We start from the raw sequence: 18,628 nt of genomic DNA, 5'->3' as shown, positions 1-18,628 counted from the left end.
GAATGATTGAATTATTTGCACTCATCACCATTTCACTTGTCTTATTGGGCTTAGTATTGGCACGAAATGAAGCCATTCTTTCAAGGAAACAACGTATTGCATTGGTGATTGGTGAAGAACGTCAAGAAAAAATCGTATCGACTACCGTGAATGCAAAGGAGTCCTTGTTTCAACGTTTATTTGATACACGCATTAAACAGTTTAAAAGAAGTTTTAATCGTACGAATAAACGTGGTAAAGCGGAAAAAATCGAACGGAAATTGCTTCAAGCTGGTACACCATACAGTATGACGCCGTTTGAGTTTCGAATATTACAACTTGGATTGTTAATCGTGTTGCCGATTTTCATGTTCATTATCCTTGTAATAGCTAATGTTTCGATTGGCAAACTCCTATTTATGCTGTTAGCTACAATCGCATTAAGTATGTATTTACCTCACGCTTTTCTAAAAATGAAAATCAAATCACGCAATCATAAAGCGGTAGTTGAGCTTTCTGATTTCATCGACTTACTTGCAGTTAGTATGGAAGCCGGTTTAGGTTTTGACCAAGCATTGAGTAAGGTAGTTTCTAAAAAACATGGCGTATTGGCAGATGAATTCCAGCGCTGTCTTGAGGAATTACGTCTTGGGAAGACCCGCAGAGAATCACTCGCTGGCGTTCGTGAACGCTTACAAGTGGATGATATTCAGATGTTGATTGGGAATATCATTCAAGCAGAACAATTAGGAATTGGTATGGTCCAAATTTTACGAATACAATCGGAAGAAGTGCGAATTCGTCGCAAACAACGTGCAGAAGAAAAAGCAATGAAAGCACCGATTAAAATGCTCTTTCCTCTCGTTATTTTTATCTTCCCATGTATTTTCATCATATTATTAGGACCTGTATTGCTTCAATTGATGGAGACTTTTATGTAAAACGCCGAAATGGCGTTTTTTTGTTACAAGAGAATTTATATTGGCGTTCGCGGGTGATATTTTGGCGTTCGGGGCTCATTTATTGTCGTTAGGACGCGATAATATGGCGTTAGCGAACCATAATTTGTCGCAACGAGAAGATTTATTGGCGTTAGGACCTCAAACCAAATAAAAAACGAGTCACGTGGACTCGTTTTTTCTATTTATATCGATAATAGTCTTGAGCGTGGACCACTTTAAAACCAATTGACTCATAAAGCAATAATGCGTGTGCATTTTTCGTCTCCACTTCTAAGTGAAGTGAGTGCCCTTTAGCACTTTGTTCGCGCACCACTTGTTGCAACACTTTCCGTCCGATTCCTCTACCTTGATGTGTTGGCAAAATGGAAAATCCGTAGATCCAAGCTTCTCCGTCTTCACGTTTAACACGGATTTTCCCAATCACTTCCACGTCTACTTCAATCATTAACATGTCAGTGTCTTCATCGTTATCAATTCTACTCTCATTAGCGGTAGCACTTTCTTCATCTACCCCAAAAGCTTCAACATCTAGACGCGCTCGCATGGCAATATCCTTTTCATCAGCTTGTCGTAGCGTAAACCCACTGACTTCTGCCAACTCTTTTTCTTCCCACTTCATTTGATGTTCTGTGAATGCATACGCGGCACCTTGTTTATTCAAAAACCCTTTCGCCGCTTGTGAACTTGCAGGTGCATTGAGAAGAATTTTCTTGTAGCCACGCTTTTCGCATACGTCCATGGCTTCAGAAAATAATTGTTGAAAAAGACCCTTTCTGCGCTCATTCGGTTTCACCATGCCACACACTTCTGCAACTGAGCCGAATGGATAAATTCCTAGAAAAGCAATAAGTTCATCCTCTTGATAATAAAAGAAATCCGTTTGATCTGAATCGCGTCTACGAAGCATTTCCCAGTTCAACTTCAATTGAAGTTTGTCGAATGCCTCGCATTCCTTTTGCAATGCCCCAATGTCTTGTAACTGTTTAATCGTTAACATGTTAAATTCCCCCTTTACTTAATTAGCTTTAATCGCGGTCGTGTTGTTAAATACACCCCACTTAATATAACGATCAATCCCACAATCATATGTATCGAAATTGGTTCTTCCAATAAAAAATACCCCCATAAAATGGCCGATATTGGAATTAGATAAGTGACTGAAGTTGCAAATTCAGGACTTCTTTCATTCATGATGTAAAAGAACAATAAATGAGCGATTCCAGAACCGAAAAATCCGAGACCAATTATCGCGAGTAGCACTTCCCCACTTACGTTTTGTGTAAGTGTTTGTAATTGGTTTGCGTTTGTTAGCAACATCATCGTCCCGCCAAACACCGCTCCTACAATTAATGTACACGTTGTAACGAATAGGATGCCTGCCGATTTCAAATGTCTACGTGCATAATGCGACGAAAAGCCATAACACATTGTGGCCAAAATCATTGTCCCTATACCAATAAAACTCTCACCAAATAAGTGTGCGACGTCAAAATCCATGATAATAATTATGCCGATGAACCCAATAACTATGCCTATCCATTGTTGCTTTAATAAAACCGCTCCAAAGAATACGAGTCCTAGTAATCCTGTGAAGATTGGCGTGAACGCATTTAGCACAGCTGCTAAACTACTATTAATCTGTGTCTGACTAAGCGCAATCAGCCCCCAAGGCAATCCAGCGTTCACCACACCTACCACGAGTAAAGCTTTCCAGGGTACCGGCCGAATAATTTCTTTCCGCTTAAACCACAAAAATGGCAATAGCAATAATGCCCCTGCTATACAGCGAATAAAGACAGTGCCCCATACACCCGCCGGTTCGCTTAAAATTGATATAAAAACAAATGATAATCCCCAAATAAGACTGAGGGAAATAAGTGCAACGTAAACTCGCATACTCGTACATCCTCTACAATGAATTCATTTATTGTAATCGTATCACAACTATTTTGAAGTGAAAGATAATTTAAATGATTGAGGGAATTACATTAACAATGCTACGACTTCTAATTACAATTTCCCTTTCTAGACACCAAAAAGCTACCACGATAATTATTATCGTGGCAGCCCTATTTCTACTAAAAATCATTCTATTTTCGATTATCACCAAAGTTCATGTGTTGATATCGTCCTCGAATAATTTGATAGATTCCGTATAAGATTAACCCTACAGCTACTAGAGCTAGTAAAAATTGGCCGAATGGTTGGCTAGCTAACTCTGTTAATGCGCCACCAAGTCCCTTGGATTCATCTGGGTTATGTGTAATGGCTGTACGAATGAAGAAAAAACCAACCATGCTTAGTACAATTCCTCGTGATATCAAACCGAGCTTTCCAGAGACCCTAGCGATTTTACGTTCTTTATCATTCATTTCGTATGTTTTAAATTTAGACATGAACTTCTCTTTTACACCACTATACAGTTCGTACACCCCATATCCAATAATGATGGCACCTACTAATCCAACGATCCATACGCCAAATGGTTGTTCCATCAGCTTTGCCGATATGGTCTTTTCCGAATTGCCTCCTCCGGCATTTCCCGTATGACTAGCTAACTTAATCGATCCAAATGCTAAATTCGAGTAAATGACACCACTAATGAAATATCCAGTTCGTTTAATGAGTCCTTTCGCTTCAGTTCCTTCATTCTCCGGATCTTTAAAGGCTTTAATAAAGTCCCACAAGATATAGCCAATTAAACCAAGCCCAATAATCCATAATACGATTTCACCAAATGGCATTTCTGCGATTGATTGAAGAGCTCCAGACGTTCCCGTCATTTCGCCTCCAGGTCCAAACGCCGCCAGTGCCGCGAGTACCCCAATCATTCCGTATACAACACCTTTTGCCATATATCCCAAACGACCAAAACGGCGCACCCATGGTTTTGCTACTCTCATTTTATCTTTTGCTTCTGCTTTCGATGGCGAATGCATAATGGACACTTCCTCTACAAATCTCTTTGTATATGAAGTTCCCGCTTTGCATTAAAAAGAAACCTATATTCTAATCCATTATTTTCTAGCGTGACAAATCCAACCACCAAATAACGTTGTTGAGAAGAATTGTGAAATGCGTTCAAAACCCGCTTCCTCTAAAAGCTCTTCAATTTGACCCGCAGGAATAAATGATAATTCTCGAACGGATTCTTCCATCGCTTCGACATCTTCTGGTTCTAAATCTGTTAAATCAAGCCAAATGGATTTCCATAAATTCATGCGTTCATCAAATTCAGGTTGTGTTTGATCTCCAAACATAGACACTAAGACAAATGGTGAACCCAGTTTTAAGTTTTCTCTTACTTTTTTCAATAAACTTCTCTTTTCTTCAATCGTTTCTACAAAGTGAAGCACTAGTAAACAAGTAGACGCATCAAATCGTTCCGTAAACTCAAGATCTTCAATGATTCCGGTATGTATGGAAACGCGCTCCTCTATGCCTTCATTCTTCGCTTTTTGAAGGGCTACTTCTAACATTGGTTCTGATGGGTCCACTCCTGCAAATGTCCATGTTGGGTTAGCCGAACCAAATGTAACGATTTCATTTCCACCACCCGCCCCAATTACTAATAGCTTAGCTCCATCTTCCACATTCGCTCGAAGAAAGGACTGAACCATTCGAAATAATGCATCATACGATGGCATGGCTCGCCTAATTCCCTTGTCATATTCTCTTGCCATTTCCATATCAAATTCTAAATCGTCTTTCATTCTTCATTCCCCCGATTCGCTTACCTTGTATGTCTCCTATTATGTGCTTTTCCAATTAAACTTTCAAACAGCTAGAGAATGGCATTCATCCTTTATAGAATGGTACACTTACTCAAAATAACTGTCTTCATGGGGGATGAATTGGTTGAATAAACACATTGAAAAAAGACAATTAGGGCAATCCGATTTATCACTCTCTGCAATTGGTCTTGGCACATGGCAGTTCAGTAAAGGAGCTGGATTGGTCGGGAAATTTTGGGGAGCGTTAGATGATGAGTTAACTGAAGAGATTATTAAGACATCCTTAGATGGTGGCATAAATTGGTTTGATACAGCCGAAGTATATGGTGGTGGTGAGTCTGAGAAAATATTAGCGAAAGCGCTAGATTCTATTGGCGTTACACCTGAAGATGCAAAAATCGCAACGAAATGGTGGCCAGCATTGCGAACGGCTGCTTCGATATCGAAGACGATTAACATTCGTAAAGAAGCGCTCAATCATAGACCAATTGATTTATACCAAATTCATCAACCCTTTTCTTTTTCATCTGTTGAAAAGCAAATGCTTGAAATGATTAAGCTTGTGAATGAAGGACACATCAAACATATCGGGGTTAGTAACTTCAGCGTGGAAGCTATGATTGAATCCCATAGAATCTTAACGGAGCATGGTCTTACACTTGCTTCGAATCAAGTGAAATATAGTTTGCTCGATCGTCGGATTGAAGAAAGTGGCATGATTGAGCGTGCAAAAGAATTGGGCATCTCTATTATCGCCTACTCACCTCTTGAACAAGGTTTACTAACTGGGAAATTCCACGATAACCCAGCTTTAATTCAACAAGCAAAGGGACCTCGTCGCTATCAACGGAAATTTAAAGAAACCGGTCTTAACAAGACAAAACCTTTAATCAATCTACTTGATACAATTGGAGAAAAATATAATGTTAGCGCGAGTCAAGTCGCATTGAACTGGTTAATCCATTATCATGGCGACACCGTATTCGCTATACCTGGCGCTACTAAAACACACCATGCTCAAGATAATGTTGGCGCGTTAACGTTCAAGCTCGATACCGGGGAGCTTGAAGAGGTTTCTCGAACTTCTTGGAAAGTTCTCGGAAAATAAACCCGCGTATTGCGAAAGGATCTTACTGTTATGAATCAAGTAAATGAAAAACTTGAAAACTGGATTCAGCTTCAATTAGGAAAAGCGGTTAAAAATACAAATTCTCTAAAAGGTGGCGTATCATCAGTCATCTCACATCACCTATTAGAAGATCAATCATCCGTCGTCTCCAGGCAAATTTTGAATAAAGAATGGTTAGCTGAAGAACCAGATTTAATCATTCATGAGCGAGCTAGTCTGCTAGCACTTTCAATAGAAGACCTGCCTGTTCCAATGATTTTAGCTGCGGATACTGATGCGAATGAGTGTGATGCTCCAACTCTTTTAATGAGTGCAATACCAGGAAAAGTTCAGTTAGACCGCAGTGTGTACGAAGCTGGAATGCCACAACTTGCAGAAACCTTATACCGAATTCATCAAACGCCGATTCCGACTGATTTTCGTTGGGATTATGCATCGTATACGCCTATTCATGAGATGACAGTGCCTAACTGGACCACTAATCCAGACGAATGGGAGAAAGCACTTCATTTTGCACAACACTCTACTCCATCTTTTACACCGGTCTTTATTCATCGAGATTATCACCCAACCAATATTCTTTGGGAAGACGGGAAACTAAGTGGAGTAGTGGACTGGATCAATGCATGTCGCGGGCCTGCATTAGTAGATGTTGCACATTGTCGCATAAATTTTTCCTTATTGTATGGCGTCGAAACGGCTGACTCGTTCCTAAAAGCGTATTTAAATGAACATCCCATGGACTATAAACCTCATTGGGATATATTAAGTGTATTTGATTTTGTGGATGAAGAGATGGATGTATACGAAGGCTGGACTGATCTTGGTTATACTGAATTGTCCTCAAGTCTAATGAAATCAAGAGCTGACGAATACATTAGTCATTTATGCAAGTTCATATAGAATGTAAAAAGGGAGCAGTCATCTGCTCCCCTTTTCAAATTCACTTATTATTATTACGTTTCATTAACCAAGAAACTAATAACATCAATCCCCCAGCTCCAAGAGATGCAGACGCTGGAAATTCAAATGAGGGACCAAAATCAGGTATGAACATATTTGCTGCGATAATCACTGCAAAACTGACTGCACCGAATAATCCAGCTTTTATCATGTCCATCTTGCCATTCGCATTTACATTAAATACAGACCTGCGAATTAAACCAAAAATAAGTTTCACGCCAATGACAACACTTAGCCCAATTAAAGCTAAAATAATCAGAGTAGGAATCATATAAACAGTTGTGCTAACTGTGGTAAACGATGTAAAGAGAAGTAATATTAATCCTCTACTAACTAAAAACCATCCCATTAATGTAAAGGCAAGTTGGCCAATGAATTTCACCATATCACGTTTCTCTTCTTGGGGTAGCTGTTCAATCAGTTCATCTGCATAACTTTTCGGATCATGACCAAATACTTCAGCCGCCGTTTTCCCCTCATTTTGAGCTGCAATCATATGATCTAACATTTCCATTAGCACTTCTTCTGCATGCTGTTCTGATAGTGTTAGGTCTGTGCGCAAGTAAACAACCATGCTCGTATAATATTTCTCGTTTTCTTCAGTTAACAATTTTCTTTTTTCATTGTTTTGTTGAATTAATTCATTCAATTTCATTTGGAAGCCCCCTTCAATAATAAAGCATTAATCGGCACAGATAATTGCTGCCACTCGTTTGTAATGATTTCGAGTGCTTGAATCCCCTTCGGCGTAAGAGAATAATATTTTCGGTTTGGACCTGATTCAGATGTTCGCATTTCCCCATATATTAAATCATTTTTTTGTAGACGTAATAGGACGGGATAAACAGTTCCCTCACTCACATCTGGCAATCCAACTAGCTGCAGTTTCTTTGAGAGTTCATACCCATAAACGGGTTCTTTCGAGATGACTGCCAGCACACATCCATCCAATATCCCTTTTAGTAACTGACTACGAATCGACATAAAACCACCAAGCTCTCAGTGTATTGTAATACAAGGTAGCAGATATAAATTCAACTACCTTGTTTTGCAAAGTAGTTACTTAAAGTATAGATTAATATTTTTTCTCAGTCAAACATATAGTTTAAAAAGGAGTTGTAGATATGACCGAACCCATTCATATAATGATATTGATACTTCAAGTGCTCATCCCATTAATTATTTCCTTAATTCTCTTTTCTAGTACTCTATTAACGAAATGGCGTAGGTTGATTACCATTCTACTATTTTTGTTGATTAGTAGCCCACTCTCTTATGCGCTGATCTTTACGTATTTCAATTTCCCTATTCAAGCTAATATTGGGGTTGGCACGATTACGATCTTCGTTTGGTCTTGTTCACTCGTGCTATTTCTAATTGCCATAATTCGAATATCAATTAAAATAAAATCATTAAAGAAAGATGGATCTGACTATTAACTCAGCTTAACTTGAATATTGAAATCAGCTTATTACATCTCATCAATATGTGTGTATTCCAACATTACATGCTTTTTTTCCAACATTAATCATAAGAATTACAACATTAGCTCGAAATTTTCCAACATTATAAATCCTATTGTTCGTGTCCGATAGAGCCGTTCAAAAGAAAGAGGCTGTCAGAAAATCCATTTTCACAGATTTTTTGGACAGCCTCTTAGGTATTATTTTGAGTGTAGTCGAAGATAAGTTGGATGAACTCAACCTATATTAATTCATAGAAAAGAGGAGAACCAATGTGTACTTCGGTTCTCTTCTTTCATTAACCTCTATCCTAACTTCATGACGTGTGTGATATGTGGTGCATCATGTGTTTCTTCGAATCCATTCGCTCTATAAAAGGCATCGGCTTTTGCAGACTCTGTTTTACAGGTAATTTCTTTAAAGTTTTCACTTGCATGATTTTTTAATTCAGAAAGCAATTGTGAGCCTACGCCTTGTCTTCTAACACTTTGCAACGTATAGAACCTTTTTAAACGTGCTGTATCTTTATTTTCATAAGGATTTTGACTAATCCCACCAATAGCTACTAATTTATCTGGACCTTCCCATACGCCATAAAGAGCTTCACCTTCTTTACTGAACGTATTCGTTCCATCTTCGTAATCATTTACTAACCGAGTTAAGAACCGGTAACCCTCTTCTTCACTTTCCGCTACCAACTGTGATACATCGACTTTCTTCAAATCTTCTATACGTTGAACTTTAAATGTCATTAGAGTTCCTCCTCTTTCATCAGCATTTTACTTTGTCTTACCCTATGTTTATTCGATAAAGACAAGTGTAATCCCTCTATTTTTTAAATTTTCAATCAATACTATTCAAAAAGAAAAGCTGACCGTTAAGTCAGCTTTTCATCATTGATGAACAAATTTCTTATCTACATTATACTTCGCTACCAGTTTGTTAATGGCATACGTTTCGTAAATTTCACGATCTAGTGCGTCATCCACGAAAAAGATTTCGATTTTCACTACTTCCTCACGATGATTTTTAATCGGAGAAACATTGTCTTCGAAATGTTTTTTCACACGTTGTCTTAACTTACGTGCTTTTCCTACAAATAGCAACTCATTTTCTCTGTTGAAGAACATAATGAGTCCACCTTTGTCGCGTGGAATTTGATGAAAATCAATAAATCCATAAACTGATGGGATTTCTACTTCATTTTCTTTCACTACTTGTGTACGTTGTCTAATTACTAAATCTGGTTTTGGCAATTCGATCTTAATCATATTCAGTCACGTCCTCGCTATATCTAGACTGTTATATTATCATATTTACGGCATAAAATCTAATTTCACTTAGCGAGTCATTGAATACCGGCTAGAATTGTCCTATCTAACACTTTCAATAGCTTGTCGTACGCTCGCAAAAGTATGGAATGAAGAAAAATCAATTCCTGCTTGAACAACTGCCATTGATAGGTTGGGACGAATTCCTGTAAATAATACGTGTATGCCTAAAAGTTGCAATACGTTGTGAATTGTAAAGACGTGATGGGCAACCTCTTGATCAATCGTCAAGATTCCTGAAAAATCAATGATTAAATGTTCCACTTCAAGAGTTGGAATGGTTGGCAATACATTATTTAATAAATGCTGAACACGTTGTTGGTCGATAATACCGATCAATGGTAAAACCGCAATTCCTTCTTGAACCGGCACAATCGGTGCAGAAAGTTCATTAATTTCTTTTTGACGGTCATACATTAAGCCATCTCTGTATGCTTCATAAGCAAAAATCGTTTCAATCATGCTGACATCCATTAAGTAACTTACACGATTGTTGATGGTTACTACATCTTCAGTCGATAATTCGTGGTCGATTGAAATTTGAGTGATTCTCTTTAAAAACTTTAAGCGATTTTCAGCATATGGTTTAATCAATGCAGAAAGTTGCGATAACAATTTAGCTTGTTCCTCGCCATATTTTTTACTCCACTCAATTAGTTCTTCAGCAGCATCTTCATCACTATCTTTAAATGATTCTGCTAACAGTATGAGAAATTCTGCATTCGTTTTCACTGACAACTGAATTAAATCTTCAGTAACTTCAATTTCGACAGTCGCCAAACTTTCCTCAACCATTTCTCGTGAAATTTCTTCAGCATGATTTATTAAATATTTACCCACACGGTTAATTGCTTCCATCGTTCACACATCCTCATTTTTATCTCTTTGTCAATCTAGCTTCTAAATGGATTCTACTATAAAACGGAGCAATAAACATGAATATTCAATAATTTCCTTAAAAAAACAAACAAAACCCACTCATTTTAGAAAAGAGTGGGTTTTTTCGCACTATTTTGATTGATAATTTTCTATCGCTTGTCCGATTTTGGTTTCAGTGATGTTCCAATGAGATTCATGCCAAACCGGCTTTTCATCTGAAATTAAAAAGATTTGTGGTGATTTGTGTTGGACACCCAAATTGCTTTCGATTTCATTCGATACTGGTCTGCTTTCAATAACTTTTACGAGGTACGTTTCAACGTCAGATTTAAAGGACGTAAATTCTCGATAAGCAGCTGCACTCACTGGACAAGTCGTACTATGTTTGAAGATTAATACGGGTTGATCTTTAGATTTCTGTAATACATTTTCCCATTCAGGCAAAGTAGAAATTTCTGTATATGTCGACATCATAAAACACCCTTCCCTCATTATTTATTCCATTATCTCAATGAACGCAATGATACGCACGTAACTTGTCTTTTCATTTGGTTTATAAGCTCGATTTTTCGGCTATAAAGGTGAAAACAAACACAAAAAAATAGAAGGAGGAGACAGCATTGTCAAAAGATATGACAAGAAAAGAAGTGATTGAAAAAGTCGCAACTTCTTTAGGCGTAGAAGATTATACCGAAGTCGATCTGGAAAATGAATTCACTGATGATGTCGATGATGAAATAGAAAATGAAATCTAATTAGAAAAATACATTATGCACCCAAAATTGTGTGAGCAATTTAGGCGTTACACTATATTTCTTATTCGTATAAAATAAGCCAAGTCCATGTGTTACTTCACTAGGACTTGGCTTATTTCATTAATTCCTTGGTGGCATTGGCACAAAAACACTTGTTTTAGCAGCGTACTCTGCATAACCTGGTTTTTTCGCGTTTTTCTTTTCGAGCAATGGCACTCCCGATATTTTTAATAGGAAGAAAGTCAGCAGTAGTGGACTGATAAACGAAATCCATCCGAATGGTACTGCACTTGCAATGATGCTAATTCCAAACCATTGAGTGGCTTCCCCAAAGTAGTTCGGGTGTCTCGTGTATTTCCAAAGTCCTGTTGTGATAACTTTCCCTTTATTCTCAGGCTTCTGAATAAAGGCACCTAGTTGTGCGTCCCCAATCGATTCAAATAAGAACCCCACAACCCAAACAATGACCCCTAAATACACAGGCCACATAGCTAAGATGGTATCACTTTGACTAATACCTAAGAAGATTCCTAATGAGAACAATAGAGAAACGGTTCCTTGAAGCATAAACACGCGAACAAAAGCTGTTTGTTTTACTTTATTCCCCCACTTTTTACGCATGTCTTGGTAGCGATAATCTTCTGGTTTTCCAGCATTTCTCGAAAACAAGTAAATAGATAAACGTAGTCCCCAAATAAGTACCAATGCGGCGATTGTTAAAGACACCACATTGTATAGTCCTGTATATACTAGTACGACTGTCGTTGTAATAATAAACGTTATTCCCCAAATAATATCAACAATCGAGTAATTATCGAGTTTTACAGCAATTAACCAGATGGTGCTCATAAACAAAAACATACATACTGCAGCAATTATCACCAACATTCGACTCACCTGCACATTCCTTTTTTATTTTCCTGAATAAATCTATTATACTTTCGCTAACTTGAGAACGCATGAACGGATGTGCGAATGGAGGAAGTAAAATGAAAATTGCATGGGTTACTGACAGCTCTGCCTTAATTCCCCTAAATGCAAATACAGAACATATCTATGTTTTACCTTTGCAAATTAACCACGAAAATAAATCCTATAAAGACGGCATCGACTTAACGCCATCGAAATTTTATCAGTTATTGAATAACTCGAACACTTCTCCAAAAACGTCTCAACCGACAGTTTTCGATATTGAACAACTGTTTCAAAAACTAGAAGCCTCTTATGACGTTATCATTGCAGTTCTAATTTCCAATAAAATCAGTGGAACTTTTGCAACTGTAGCATCCGTTGCGCAAAACTCCAAGATTCCAGTACATCTAGTAGATTCAAAAATCATTTCTTGGCCCTTATATGACTTAATAGAACAGGGGCGAGTTTTGGCATCAAACGGAGTAAAGCCAGCAGAAATTGCAGATACCTTAAACAACGGTGATTATACTTACAACAATCGAATTTTTGTAGCAGATTTACAACAACTTTTAAAAGGTGGCCGAATCAGCAAGGTCGGATTTTTGATTGGCAGTATCCTAAAAATACATCCCATATTACAATTTAAAGATGGTTCGATCGAAGTCGTTCATAAAATAAGAACTCGAAAAAAATCATTTGTCCAAATGATTGATGATTTTGTTCCTTCTGAATCTGAAGCTTGGGTTCTTCACTGTGGAGATGAAGAAACCGCAATCATGATTCAACAAATGATCATTTCTCGATATCCAAACCAACTTGTAAAGACCGGAGAATTAAGCCCCATTATCGCCATTCATGGTGGCCAAGGCAGTTTCGCCATTGTTTCAAAAACTTAGAGAAACAAAGAATGTAGGTAAAAGAATAATAGTTTAGATAACTTCATAAATAACCGACTGAAATGAAATTGGTCGGCTATTTCTTTCGCTAGGCGACTCCAGCGGATTACAGAATAACAAAGACAAAGAACGCCACGTCGTGTGGCAACGTCTTTGAAACCAACATCCTGTTGGCCCCCGCGGAAAGCGACCGCTGCAATTGAAATCCACATATTATTAGTCTTCAGTCTCTGACCTAGCTTACACCTTTAATGGTGCTTGCTAGGTCTTTTTTTAACTACAACGTTCTCTAATCACTGAGAGACTTTAGAACCTGTATTAGCAGGAAAAACCTCAATCTTTTTATCTATATGAAGAAGATGAAATGACGTAAAATGTCGAAATAATGTAGATAGAATTTTGTCGGGGAGGGATGGATATGAATTTAGTTTCTGAACAACTAATGGAGTCAATCAATGCAGCGAGGAAAATAGCATTTCAAAATCCATCTCAATCTTTTGAAATGGCTCAAAAAGCTCGACAAGTTGCTCGAGAGAACTCCTTACAAACGGAAGAAGCTGCCGCGTTATTTGCAATGGGTTTAGCATGTCGCTCGATGACAGAATTGAAACGGTGTTATGACCATGCTTACGATTCGTTATGAACAACAAGGTAATAATAGCGGAGTTGCGGAAGCCTTAAATTTAATAGGCGTAGTCTACTTTTACTATGCACAATATGAGCAAGCGTTAGAGTACTTTTTAAATTCTTTATTTCATCTAAAAGGTTTAGATGAGTACTTAATTAAGAGCCGTGTGTATAACAACTTAGGGGAAGTTTATCGAGAGGTTGGAGATTAAGTACAAGCGCTAATCGCTTTTGAAAAGGTTCTTAGAATTTCATAAGACTATCAATTCGACATGAACTTGGCTGTCATCTTAGAAAACATCGGTGAAATTCATTTAAAGAACGGAAACTATGATACAAGTTATAACTACTATAAAAAGAGTTACGATATGTTGATCAATCTCGATGATGTTCCCTCTTTGGCTGAAGTTGAAAATAAAATCGACAAAATTCACTTTATAAAAAAAGAGTATATTTTGGCTAAACGTTTTTACGATAGTGCTTTAAAGCGTTTAGAACATATCGGGAATAAATTCTATACCATTGAGGTATTGATCAACAAAGCTGAAATGGAAAAAGCATCAAATGAAAGTAGTTTTTTAGAATATTTGAATTTAGCTGCTATACATGCTGAGCAAATACAAGCTCGAAAAAAACTAAGTTCCATCTATAAAATTCTCACTGAAAACTACGAAGGAAAAGGAAAATTCGAACTTGCGCTGGACTATTACAAACGGTATCACGTTGCGGAACAAGCAGTCGAAACTCAAGTAATTTCGCAAAAACTTGAAATAATTAAGATTGAATTAAACAAGGTGTTCACCGGAAAAGAAGTAGAGAAAGTTTCTAAAATGAACGAACAATTAGAGACGGAAATCGTTCTTCACAAAAAACAGTTGGCCGAATTAGAGAAGCTTAATCTCGATTTAAGCGATGAAGTTTTTTACGATGAATTAACAAAAGTCGCGAATCGAAGAGGCGTCACGAGATATCTTCAAAAGGTTTGGGAAGAATCCTCTGACGAACAAAACATTGCCCTAATGATGTTAGATATCGATCACTTTAAGTGGTATAACGACTATCACGGACACGTACAGGGCGACGAATGCTTGAAACAAGTGGCGAAATGCATGGAAAAGACCTTTGGGTATCAAAAAGGGATTCTTGGCCGTTATGGTGGCGAGGAATTTGTTTGCTTTACGAACGGTATTGACGCGGAAGAATTGAAGCTTTGTGCTGAATCAATCAGAAAAGCCGTTGGTGCCTTAAACCTGACGTATCAGTATAACGGCGAGACGCTTCCAGTCACCATAAGTATTGGTGCCATTCATTGCAAGCGATCTCAACTAAACCGTATTTTAGACATGTACGTTATGGCTGACGATGAGTTGTATCAAGCAAAAAATAACGGACGTAACCGTGTTGAACTTCGCGTTTTATGATAGGGAGCTTTAAATGAAAAAAGATGACGCCAATATCGTGTTGGCGTCATCTTTATTTATTTTTTTCATTGATCGATTAAGCTAACTGAAACTTTCACGTCGAGTTTATGATTTCCTCCACGGTAAATACCTTGAACAGGGCTTACATCCACATAGTCGCGTCCAACTCCAACACGAATGTGATTTTCTAAAGCTTCTACATTGTTCGTAGGGTCTAAACCTACCCAACCAATCCCTGGGACCATTACTTCTACCCATGCATGGCTAGCTGCATCACCAATTAATGCTGAATTTTCCCCAACATATAAATAGCCGCTAACATATCTTGCTGGAATCGATCTCGATCGAAGAATGCCTAACATGACATGCGTAATGTCTTGGCATACTCCTTTTTTCAAATCAAAAGACTCCGATGCTTTCGTCGTGACATCAGTTGAAGATCCATCATACGTAAAGTGATTATGCAAGTAACCCATGACATTAATTGCGTATTGAACTGGGTTGTGCATTTCACCGATTTCTGAGTCTATCTTATTCATTTGTTCTGCTGTCAAAAATGTATAGGCTGTGTTGCTTAAATAGGCTAAATAATGTTCATGAAACAAACTAGAATGGAAAATCTCTCTCATTTCGGGTGAATAATCAATTCGGTGAATAAAAGGGCTTTTTTGAATACTAACGACTGAAGTTGCTTTTACTTCTAAATGATCATGCTGATTGGCAATGAAAAATGACTCCACACTATTTCCCCAAAGATCGGTATGTTCTTTCGTCAAGGAAACTGGCGTGATTTCAGCACGATATGAGAGCAATCGTTGACACTCATCCGTTCTCGGTTTTAAGCGTATTGAATTCATACTTTGGTCGACCATGGTATCATATTGGAAAATATTTGTGTGTTCAATTTTGTATTTCATAGACGATTTCCTTTCAACGAGCGGTGGTAAATCTTGTTCTGCATTCTGAAATTGAATTTGTGCAGATTCTGGCTCAATTAAATAATACGTCTTTGAAAAAATTTGTCCAATCTCATTACACTTATTTTGGAATTGATTTAAAAACGATAACATGCCGTCCGAATTAACTTCATTTATTGTCATGACATCAAAGTCGTTCAGTAATTCATTCAACGCGCTGTAAAGTTTTTCAGAATAAGGGGCAACTTTTGCGTTTTCAAGCGCATCGATTGCTGAGCGCACATGATCCATATTGTAACGAATCGACCTTGGGAATGAACCATCGGCTATAAGGAAAGTCAGAATGGTTTTCGGATCCATTTTAGGTTGATTCACCTTAAGATAAGCTTCGTAGCCATTAACCATTCGTAAAGCAGACAGCCATGCGTAATAGTCTTCACCTTTATAAGCCAACTGGGTTTCGCGGGTATGTTCGCAAACCACATTCAATATACGTGCCGTTTTTTCAGCACGTTCTAACCATTTGCCGATTTTTATCATTCGATACGCTACTCCACGAGACATACTAGATTCAACAATGCCTTGTGCAGTTAATGAAGCTAGTTTTACTTTACGGAAGAAACTTCTCAAATTTCGTATAGAAAAGGGTTCCCTTTCCGCTTCAAGTCCATATAAATAGATATCATTCCAAACTTCAAATAGTTCATTTGGCAAATGATCTCTACTGATACGTGCATTTTCTCTCGCAATCCGTACGCAAGTTAATATGGAATTGGCATTCTTTTCGTCAAAAGCTAAATACCGAATATACGTTTCATCCGATGCTTCTGATTGTTGAAATGCTCTAAACTCTTTTTCTGTTGAACATATTTCAAAAAGAATTTCCCATTGCTTTCCTTCAATTGAATCTTCCGAAAATGTTTCAACCATTTGAGTTAATTGGACATCTAAAACTCGAGTATTTAATTCTGCTCGTTCTATATTACGGGACATCCAATAGAGTGAATCCGCTACTCGACTTAACATTAGCTTCTCCCCCCTGACTTCATAACCCAAGTATCTTTTCCGCCACCACCTTGTGATGAATTCACCACGAGCGACCCTTTTTTCAATGCCACACGTGATAATCCTCCAGGAAATACATGTGTTTCCTTTCCACGTATAACAAATACACGTAAATCCACATGACATGGGTAAAACTCTTCCCCTTGGTATGCTGGAGCTCTTGATAACTGAATGGTTGGTTGTGCAATATATTGATGTGGTGCTTCTAAGATTTTCTCTCGAAAAGTCTCGATTTCTTCTACGGATGCATGCGGACCAATTAACATATCGTACCCACCTGAAGCACCCACATTCTTCACCACTAATTCGGATAACCTTGATAGGACCCAGTCACGTTGAACGGGATCTTCTAAACGATAGGTCTTTACGTTATCGATAATCGGCTCTTCATTCAAATAAAAACGGATCATATCTGGTACGTAAATATACATCGCCTTATCATCTGCAACTCCGTTACCAATTCCATTCAAGATCGCTACATTGCCATTTCGATAGGCACTCAATAGTCCTGGCACTCCTAAAGTAGAATCTTCTCTAAACGCTTCTGGATCTAAAAAGTCGTCATCAATTCGACGATAAATAATATGAACTTTTTCCAACCCACGAATCGTCTTCATATAGACAATGTCGTTGACAACAATTAAGTCACGGCCTTCAACAAGTTGCAGTCCCATTTGTTGTGCTAAAAACACATGATCATAATAAGCAGAATTGTACATGCCCGGCGTTAACAAAACAGCACGTGGATTTTCCACACCTGCAGCAGCATGATCCATGATTGCTTCGTGTAGGTAAGTCATCTGATGTTCCAAAGTTTGTACTGAGTTTTTAGCGAAAAATTCGGGATAGATTTGTCTCATCACATATCGATTTTGATAGACATAAGACATACCTGAGGGGTTACGAAGATTATCTTCTAGAACTAAGTAATTTCCATTTTCATCACGAATTAAATCAATACCCGCCATAAAAATATGATTATTTAAAGGAACTTTCAATCCTTGAACTTGCTTCGCATAGTAATACTGATTGGAATTAATTAATTCTTTAGGGATTATTCCAGCCTCAACGATACGCTGATCATGATACACATCATCTAAAAATCGATTGAGTGCCTCTGTCCGTTGAATCATTCCTCTTTCAATCGTCTCCCAATCTTCGGGTGGAATAATGATGGGAACAAAGTCAAAAGGCATCGTTCTTTCTGCTCCAACATTATTATGATAAACAGTGAATGTGATGCCTTGTCTTAAAAACGAAAGCTGCGCAGTTTCATGTTTTTCTTTTAACTCCTCTTCTGTAAACGTATGTAAAATCTCATAAAATTTTTGATAATGATTCTTCGGCTTACCGCTTGCTTCAAGCATTTCATCAAAAAACGGCTTTACGTTGTAAGACTGAAACATTTGACCACCCTCTCTATAAAAAAGTTAGAATAGTTTGATAATTATAGTTCTAGTGTACCATACTAATCTATGTTTCTTTACCCCTATAAAGCCTATGACAAGCACTTATGAAAAAATAAATAATCTATCTTTGTTATGTAAAACGAGTTGCCATGACGGCAACTCGTTGTTGTTTGATAATATGGCGGT

Annotated in this window: 23 protein-coding genes and 1 pseudogene; 10 read left to right on the top strand and 14 right to left on the bottom strand. The window is 37.7% G+C overall.

What is annotated here, in order from left to right; genetic code table 11:
- Positions 1-2: 2 nt before the first annotated feature.
- Both AC3EA5_RS15335 and AC3EA5_RS15330 read left to right on the top strand, forming a co-directional pair.
- Positions 3-920 (top strand): type II secretion system F family protein, encoded by a 918-nt coding sequence (locus tag AC3EA5_RS15335; RefSeq protein ID WP_488609125.1) that lies wholly within the window; start codon positions 3-5, stop codon positions 918-920.
- Positions 921-960: 40 nt separating this feature from the next.
- Positions 961-1,092, top strand: a complete 132-nt coding sequence (locus AC3EA5_RS15330) for a hypothetical protein (RefSeq protein WP_488609124.1) — start codon at positions 961-963, stop codon at positions 1,090-1,092.
- 27 nt (positions 1,093-1,119) lie between these two features.
- On the opposite strand, the gene AC3EA5_RS15325 is transcribed toward AC3EA5_RS15330, so the two are convergent.
- The 4 genes from AC3EA5_RS15325 to AC3EA5_RS15310 all read right to left on the bottom strand — a co-directional run bounded on the left by AC3EA5_RS15325 (position 1,120) and on the right by AC3EA5_RS15310 (position 4,654).
- The gene (locus AC3EA5_RS15325; RefSeq protein WP_488609123.1) at positions 1,120-1,938 is read right to left on the bottom strand and encodes a GNAT family N-acetyltransferase; all 819 of its coding nucleotides are present in this window, start codon (positions 1,936-1,938) and stop codon (positions 1,120-1,122) included.
- A gap of 14 nt (positions 1,939-1,952) precedes the next feature.
- Positions 1,953-2,837: a DMT family transporter gene (locus AC3EA5_RS15320; RefSeq protein WP_488609122.1), complete on the bottom strand. Its 885-nt coding sequence runs from the start codon at positions 2,835-2,837 to the stop codon at positions 1,953-1,955.
- A 194-nt stretch (positions 2,838-3,031) separates the two neighbouring features.
- Positions 3,032-3,880, bottom strand: coding sequence for a DUF1206 domain-containing protein (locus AC3EA5_RS15315; RefSeq protein WP_488609121.1), 849 nt, complete (start codon positions 3,878-3,880; stop codon positions 3,032-3,034).
- A gap of 78 nt (positions 3,881-3,958) precedes the next feature.
- Complete coding sequence (locus tag AC3EA5_RS15310; RefSeq protein ID WP_488609120.1) at positions 3,959-4,654, bottom strand: class I SAM-dependent methyltransferase; 696 nt, start codon at positions 4,652-4,654, stop codon at positions 3,959-3,961.
- A 145-nt stretch (positions 4,655-4,799) separates the two neighbouring features.
- Between AC3EA5_RS15310 and AC3EA5_RS15305 the strand changes: the two genes are divergently transcribed.
- Positions 4,800-5,783, top strand: coding sequence for an aldo/keto reductase (locus tag AC3EA5_RS15305; RefSeq protein WP_488609119.1), 984 nt, complete (start codon positions 4,800-4,802; stop codon positions 5,781-5,783).
- A 30-nt stretch (positions 5,784-5,813) separates the two neighbouring features.
- Positions 5,814-6,707, top strand: a complete 894-nt coding sequence (locus AC3EA5_RS15300; protein ID WP_488609118.1) for a phosphotransferase family protein — start codon at positions 5,814-5,816, stop codon at positions 6,705-6,707.
- Between the two features lie 40 nt (positions 6,708-6,747).
- Here the strand turns inward: AC3EA5_RS15300 and AC3EA5_RS15295 are convergent, their stop codons facing one another.
- Positions 6,748-7,422, bottom strand: coding sequence for a DUF1129 family protein (locus AC3EA5_RS15295; RefSeq protein ID WP_488609117.1), 675 nt, complete (start codon positions 7,420-7,422; stop codon positions 6,748-6,750).
- On the bottom strand, positions 7,419-7,751 hold the full coding sequence (locus AC3EA5_RS15290) for a PadR family transcriptional regulator (RefSeq protein ID WP_488609116.1): 333 nt from the start codon (positions 7,749-7,751) through the stop codon (positions 7,419-7,421). The genes AC3EA5_RS15295 and AC3EA5_RS15290 overlap by 4 nt, the downstream gene beginning before the upstream one ends.
- A 140-nt stretch (positions 7,752-7,891) precedes the next feature.
- Between AC3EA5_RS15290 and AC3EA5_RS15285 the strand changes: the two genes are divergently transcribed.
- On the top strand, positions 7,892-8,206 hold the full coding sequence (locus tag AC3EA5_RS15285) for a hypothetical protein (RefSeq protein ID WP_488609115.1): 315 nt from the start codon (positions 7,892-7,894) through the stop codon (positions 8,204-8,206).
- A 329-nt stretch (positions 8,207-8,535) separates the two neighbouring features.
- Here AC3EA5_RS15285 and AC3EA5_RS15280 read toward each other — a convergent pair whose 3' ends face one another.
- The 4 genes from AC3EA5_RS15280 to ytxJ form a co-directional block, all read right to left on the bottom strand.
- Positions 8,536-8,982, bottom strand: coding sequence for a GNAT family N-acetyltransferase (locus AC3EA5_RS15280; protein ID WP_488609114.1), 447 nt, complete (start codon positions 8,980-8,982; stop codon positions 8,536-8,538).
- 141 nt (positions 8,983-9,123) lie between these two features.
- Positions 9,124-9,501 carry a nucleotide excision repair endonuclease gene (locus AC3EA5_RS15275; RefSeq protein ID WP_394191367.1) on the bottom strand — a complete coding sequence of 126 codons (378 nt, stop codon included), beginning with the start codon at positions 9,499-9,501 and terminating at the stop codon, positions 9,124-9,126.
- A gap of 102 nt (positions 9,502-9,603) precedes the next feature.
- On the bottom strand, positions 9,604-10,419 hold the full coding sequence (locus tag AC3EA5_RS15270; RefSeq protein ID WP_488609113.1) for an STAS domain-containing protein: 816 nt from the start codon (positions 10,417-10,419) through the stop codon (positions 9,604-9,606).
- Positions 10,420-10,569: 150 nt separating this feature from the next.
- The gene (gene ytxJ / locus AC3EA5_RS15265; protein WP_488609112.1) at positions 10,570-10,911 is read right to left on the bottom strand and encodes a bacillithiol system redox-active protein YtxJ; all 342 of its coding nucleotides are present in this window, start codon (positions 10,909-10,911) and stop codon (positions 10,570-10,572) included.
- Positions 10,912-11,060: 149 nt separating this feature from the next.
- Between ytxJ and AC3EA5_RS15260 the strand changes: the two genes are divergently transcribed.
- The gene (locus AC3EA5_RS15260) at positions 11,061-11,195 is read left to right on the top strand and encodes a hypothetical protein (protein ID WP_488609111.1); all 135 of its coding nucleotides are present in this window, start codon (positions 11,061-11,063) and stop codon (positions 11,193-11,195) included.
- Positions 11,196-11,315: 120 nt separating this feature from the next.
- On the opposite strand, the gene AC3EA5_RS15255 is transcribed toward AC3EA5_RS15260, so the two are convergent.
- Complete coding sequence (locus AC3EA5_RS15255; protein WP_488609110.1) at positions 11,316-12,083, bottom strand: DUF1295 domain-containing protein; 768 nt, start codon at positions 12,081-12,083, stop codon at positions 11,316-11,318.
- A gap of 101 nt (positions 12,084-12,184) precedes the next feature.
- Between AC3EA5_RS15255 and AC3EA5_RS15250 the strand changes: the two genes are divergently transcribed.
- The 4 genes from AC3EA5_RS15250 (at position 12,185) to AC3EA5_RS15235 (ending at position 15,051) form a co-directional block, all read left to right on the top strand.
- The gene (locus tag AC3EA5_RS15250; protein ID WP_488609109.1) at positions 12,185-13,003 is read left to right on the top strand and encodes a DegV family protein; all 819 of its coding nucleotides are present in this window, start codon (positions 12,185-12,187) and stop codon (positions 13,001-13,003) included.
- A gap of 418 nt (positions 13,004-13,421) precedes the next feature.
- On the top strand, positions 13,422-13,646 hold the full coding sequence (locus tag AC3EA5_RS15245; protein WP_488609108.1) for a hypothetical protein: 225 nt from the start codon (positions 13,422-13,424) through the stop codon (positions 13,644-13,646).
- The gene (locus AC3EA5_RS15240; RefSeq protein WP_488609107.1) at positions 13,627-13,842 is read left to right on the top strand and encodes a tetratricopeptide repeat protein; all 216 of its coding nucleotides are present in this window, start codon (positions 13,627-13,629) and stop codon (positions 13,840-13,842) included. The genes AC3EA5_RS15245 and AC3EA5_RS15240 overlap by 20 nt, the downstream gene beginning before the upstream one ends.
- Positions 13,843-13,998: 156 nt before the next feature.
- Positions 13,999-15,051 (top strand): GGDEF domain-containing protein, encoded by a 1,053-nt coding sequence (locus AC3EA5_RS15235; RefSeq protein WP_488609106.1) that lies wholly within the window; start codon positions 13,999-14,001, stop codon positions 15,049-15,051.
- Between the two features lie 65 nt (positions 15,052-15,116).
- Here AC3EA5_RS15235 and AC3EA5_RS15230 read toward each other — a convergent pair whose 3' ends face one another.
- The 3 genes and pseudogenes from AC3EA5_RS15230 to AC3EA5_RS15220 all read right to left on the bottom strand — a co-directional run bounded on the left by AC3EA5_RS15230 (position 15,117) and on the right by AC3EA5_RS15220 (position 18,439).
- Positions 15,117-15,968: a transglutaminase family protein gene (locus tag AC3EA5_RS15230; RefSeq protein ID WP_488609136.1), complete on the bottom strand. Its 852-nt coding sequence runs from the start codon at positions 15,966-15,968 to the stop codon at positions 15,117-15,119.
- A gap of 96 nt (positions 15,969-16,064) precedes the next feature.
- A pseudogene (locus tag AC3EA5_RS15225) lies at positions 16,065-16,994 on the bottom strand (alpha-E domain-containing protein); the annotation flags it as partial.
- Positions 16,994-18,439 (bottom strand): circularly permuted type 2 ATP-grasp protein, encoded by a 1,446-nt coding sequence (locus tag AC3EA5_RS15220; protein WP_488609105.1) that lies wholly within the window; start codon positions 18,437-18,439, stop codon positions 16,994-16,996. The gene AC3EA5_RS15220 and the pseudogene AC3EA5_RS15225, both read right to left, overlap by 1 nt.
- Between the last annotated feature and the right edge of the window lie 189 nt (positions 18,440-18,628).

The organism is Paenisporosarcina sp. (assembly GCF_057785155.1).
The sequence above is the reverse complement of the archived record's forward strand: the minus strand, read 5'-3'. Positions and strand labels throughout refer to the sequence as shown.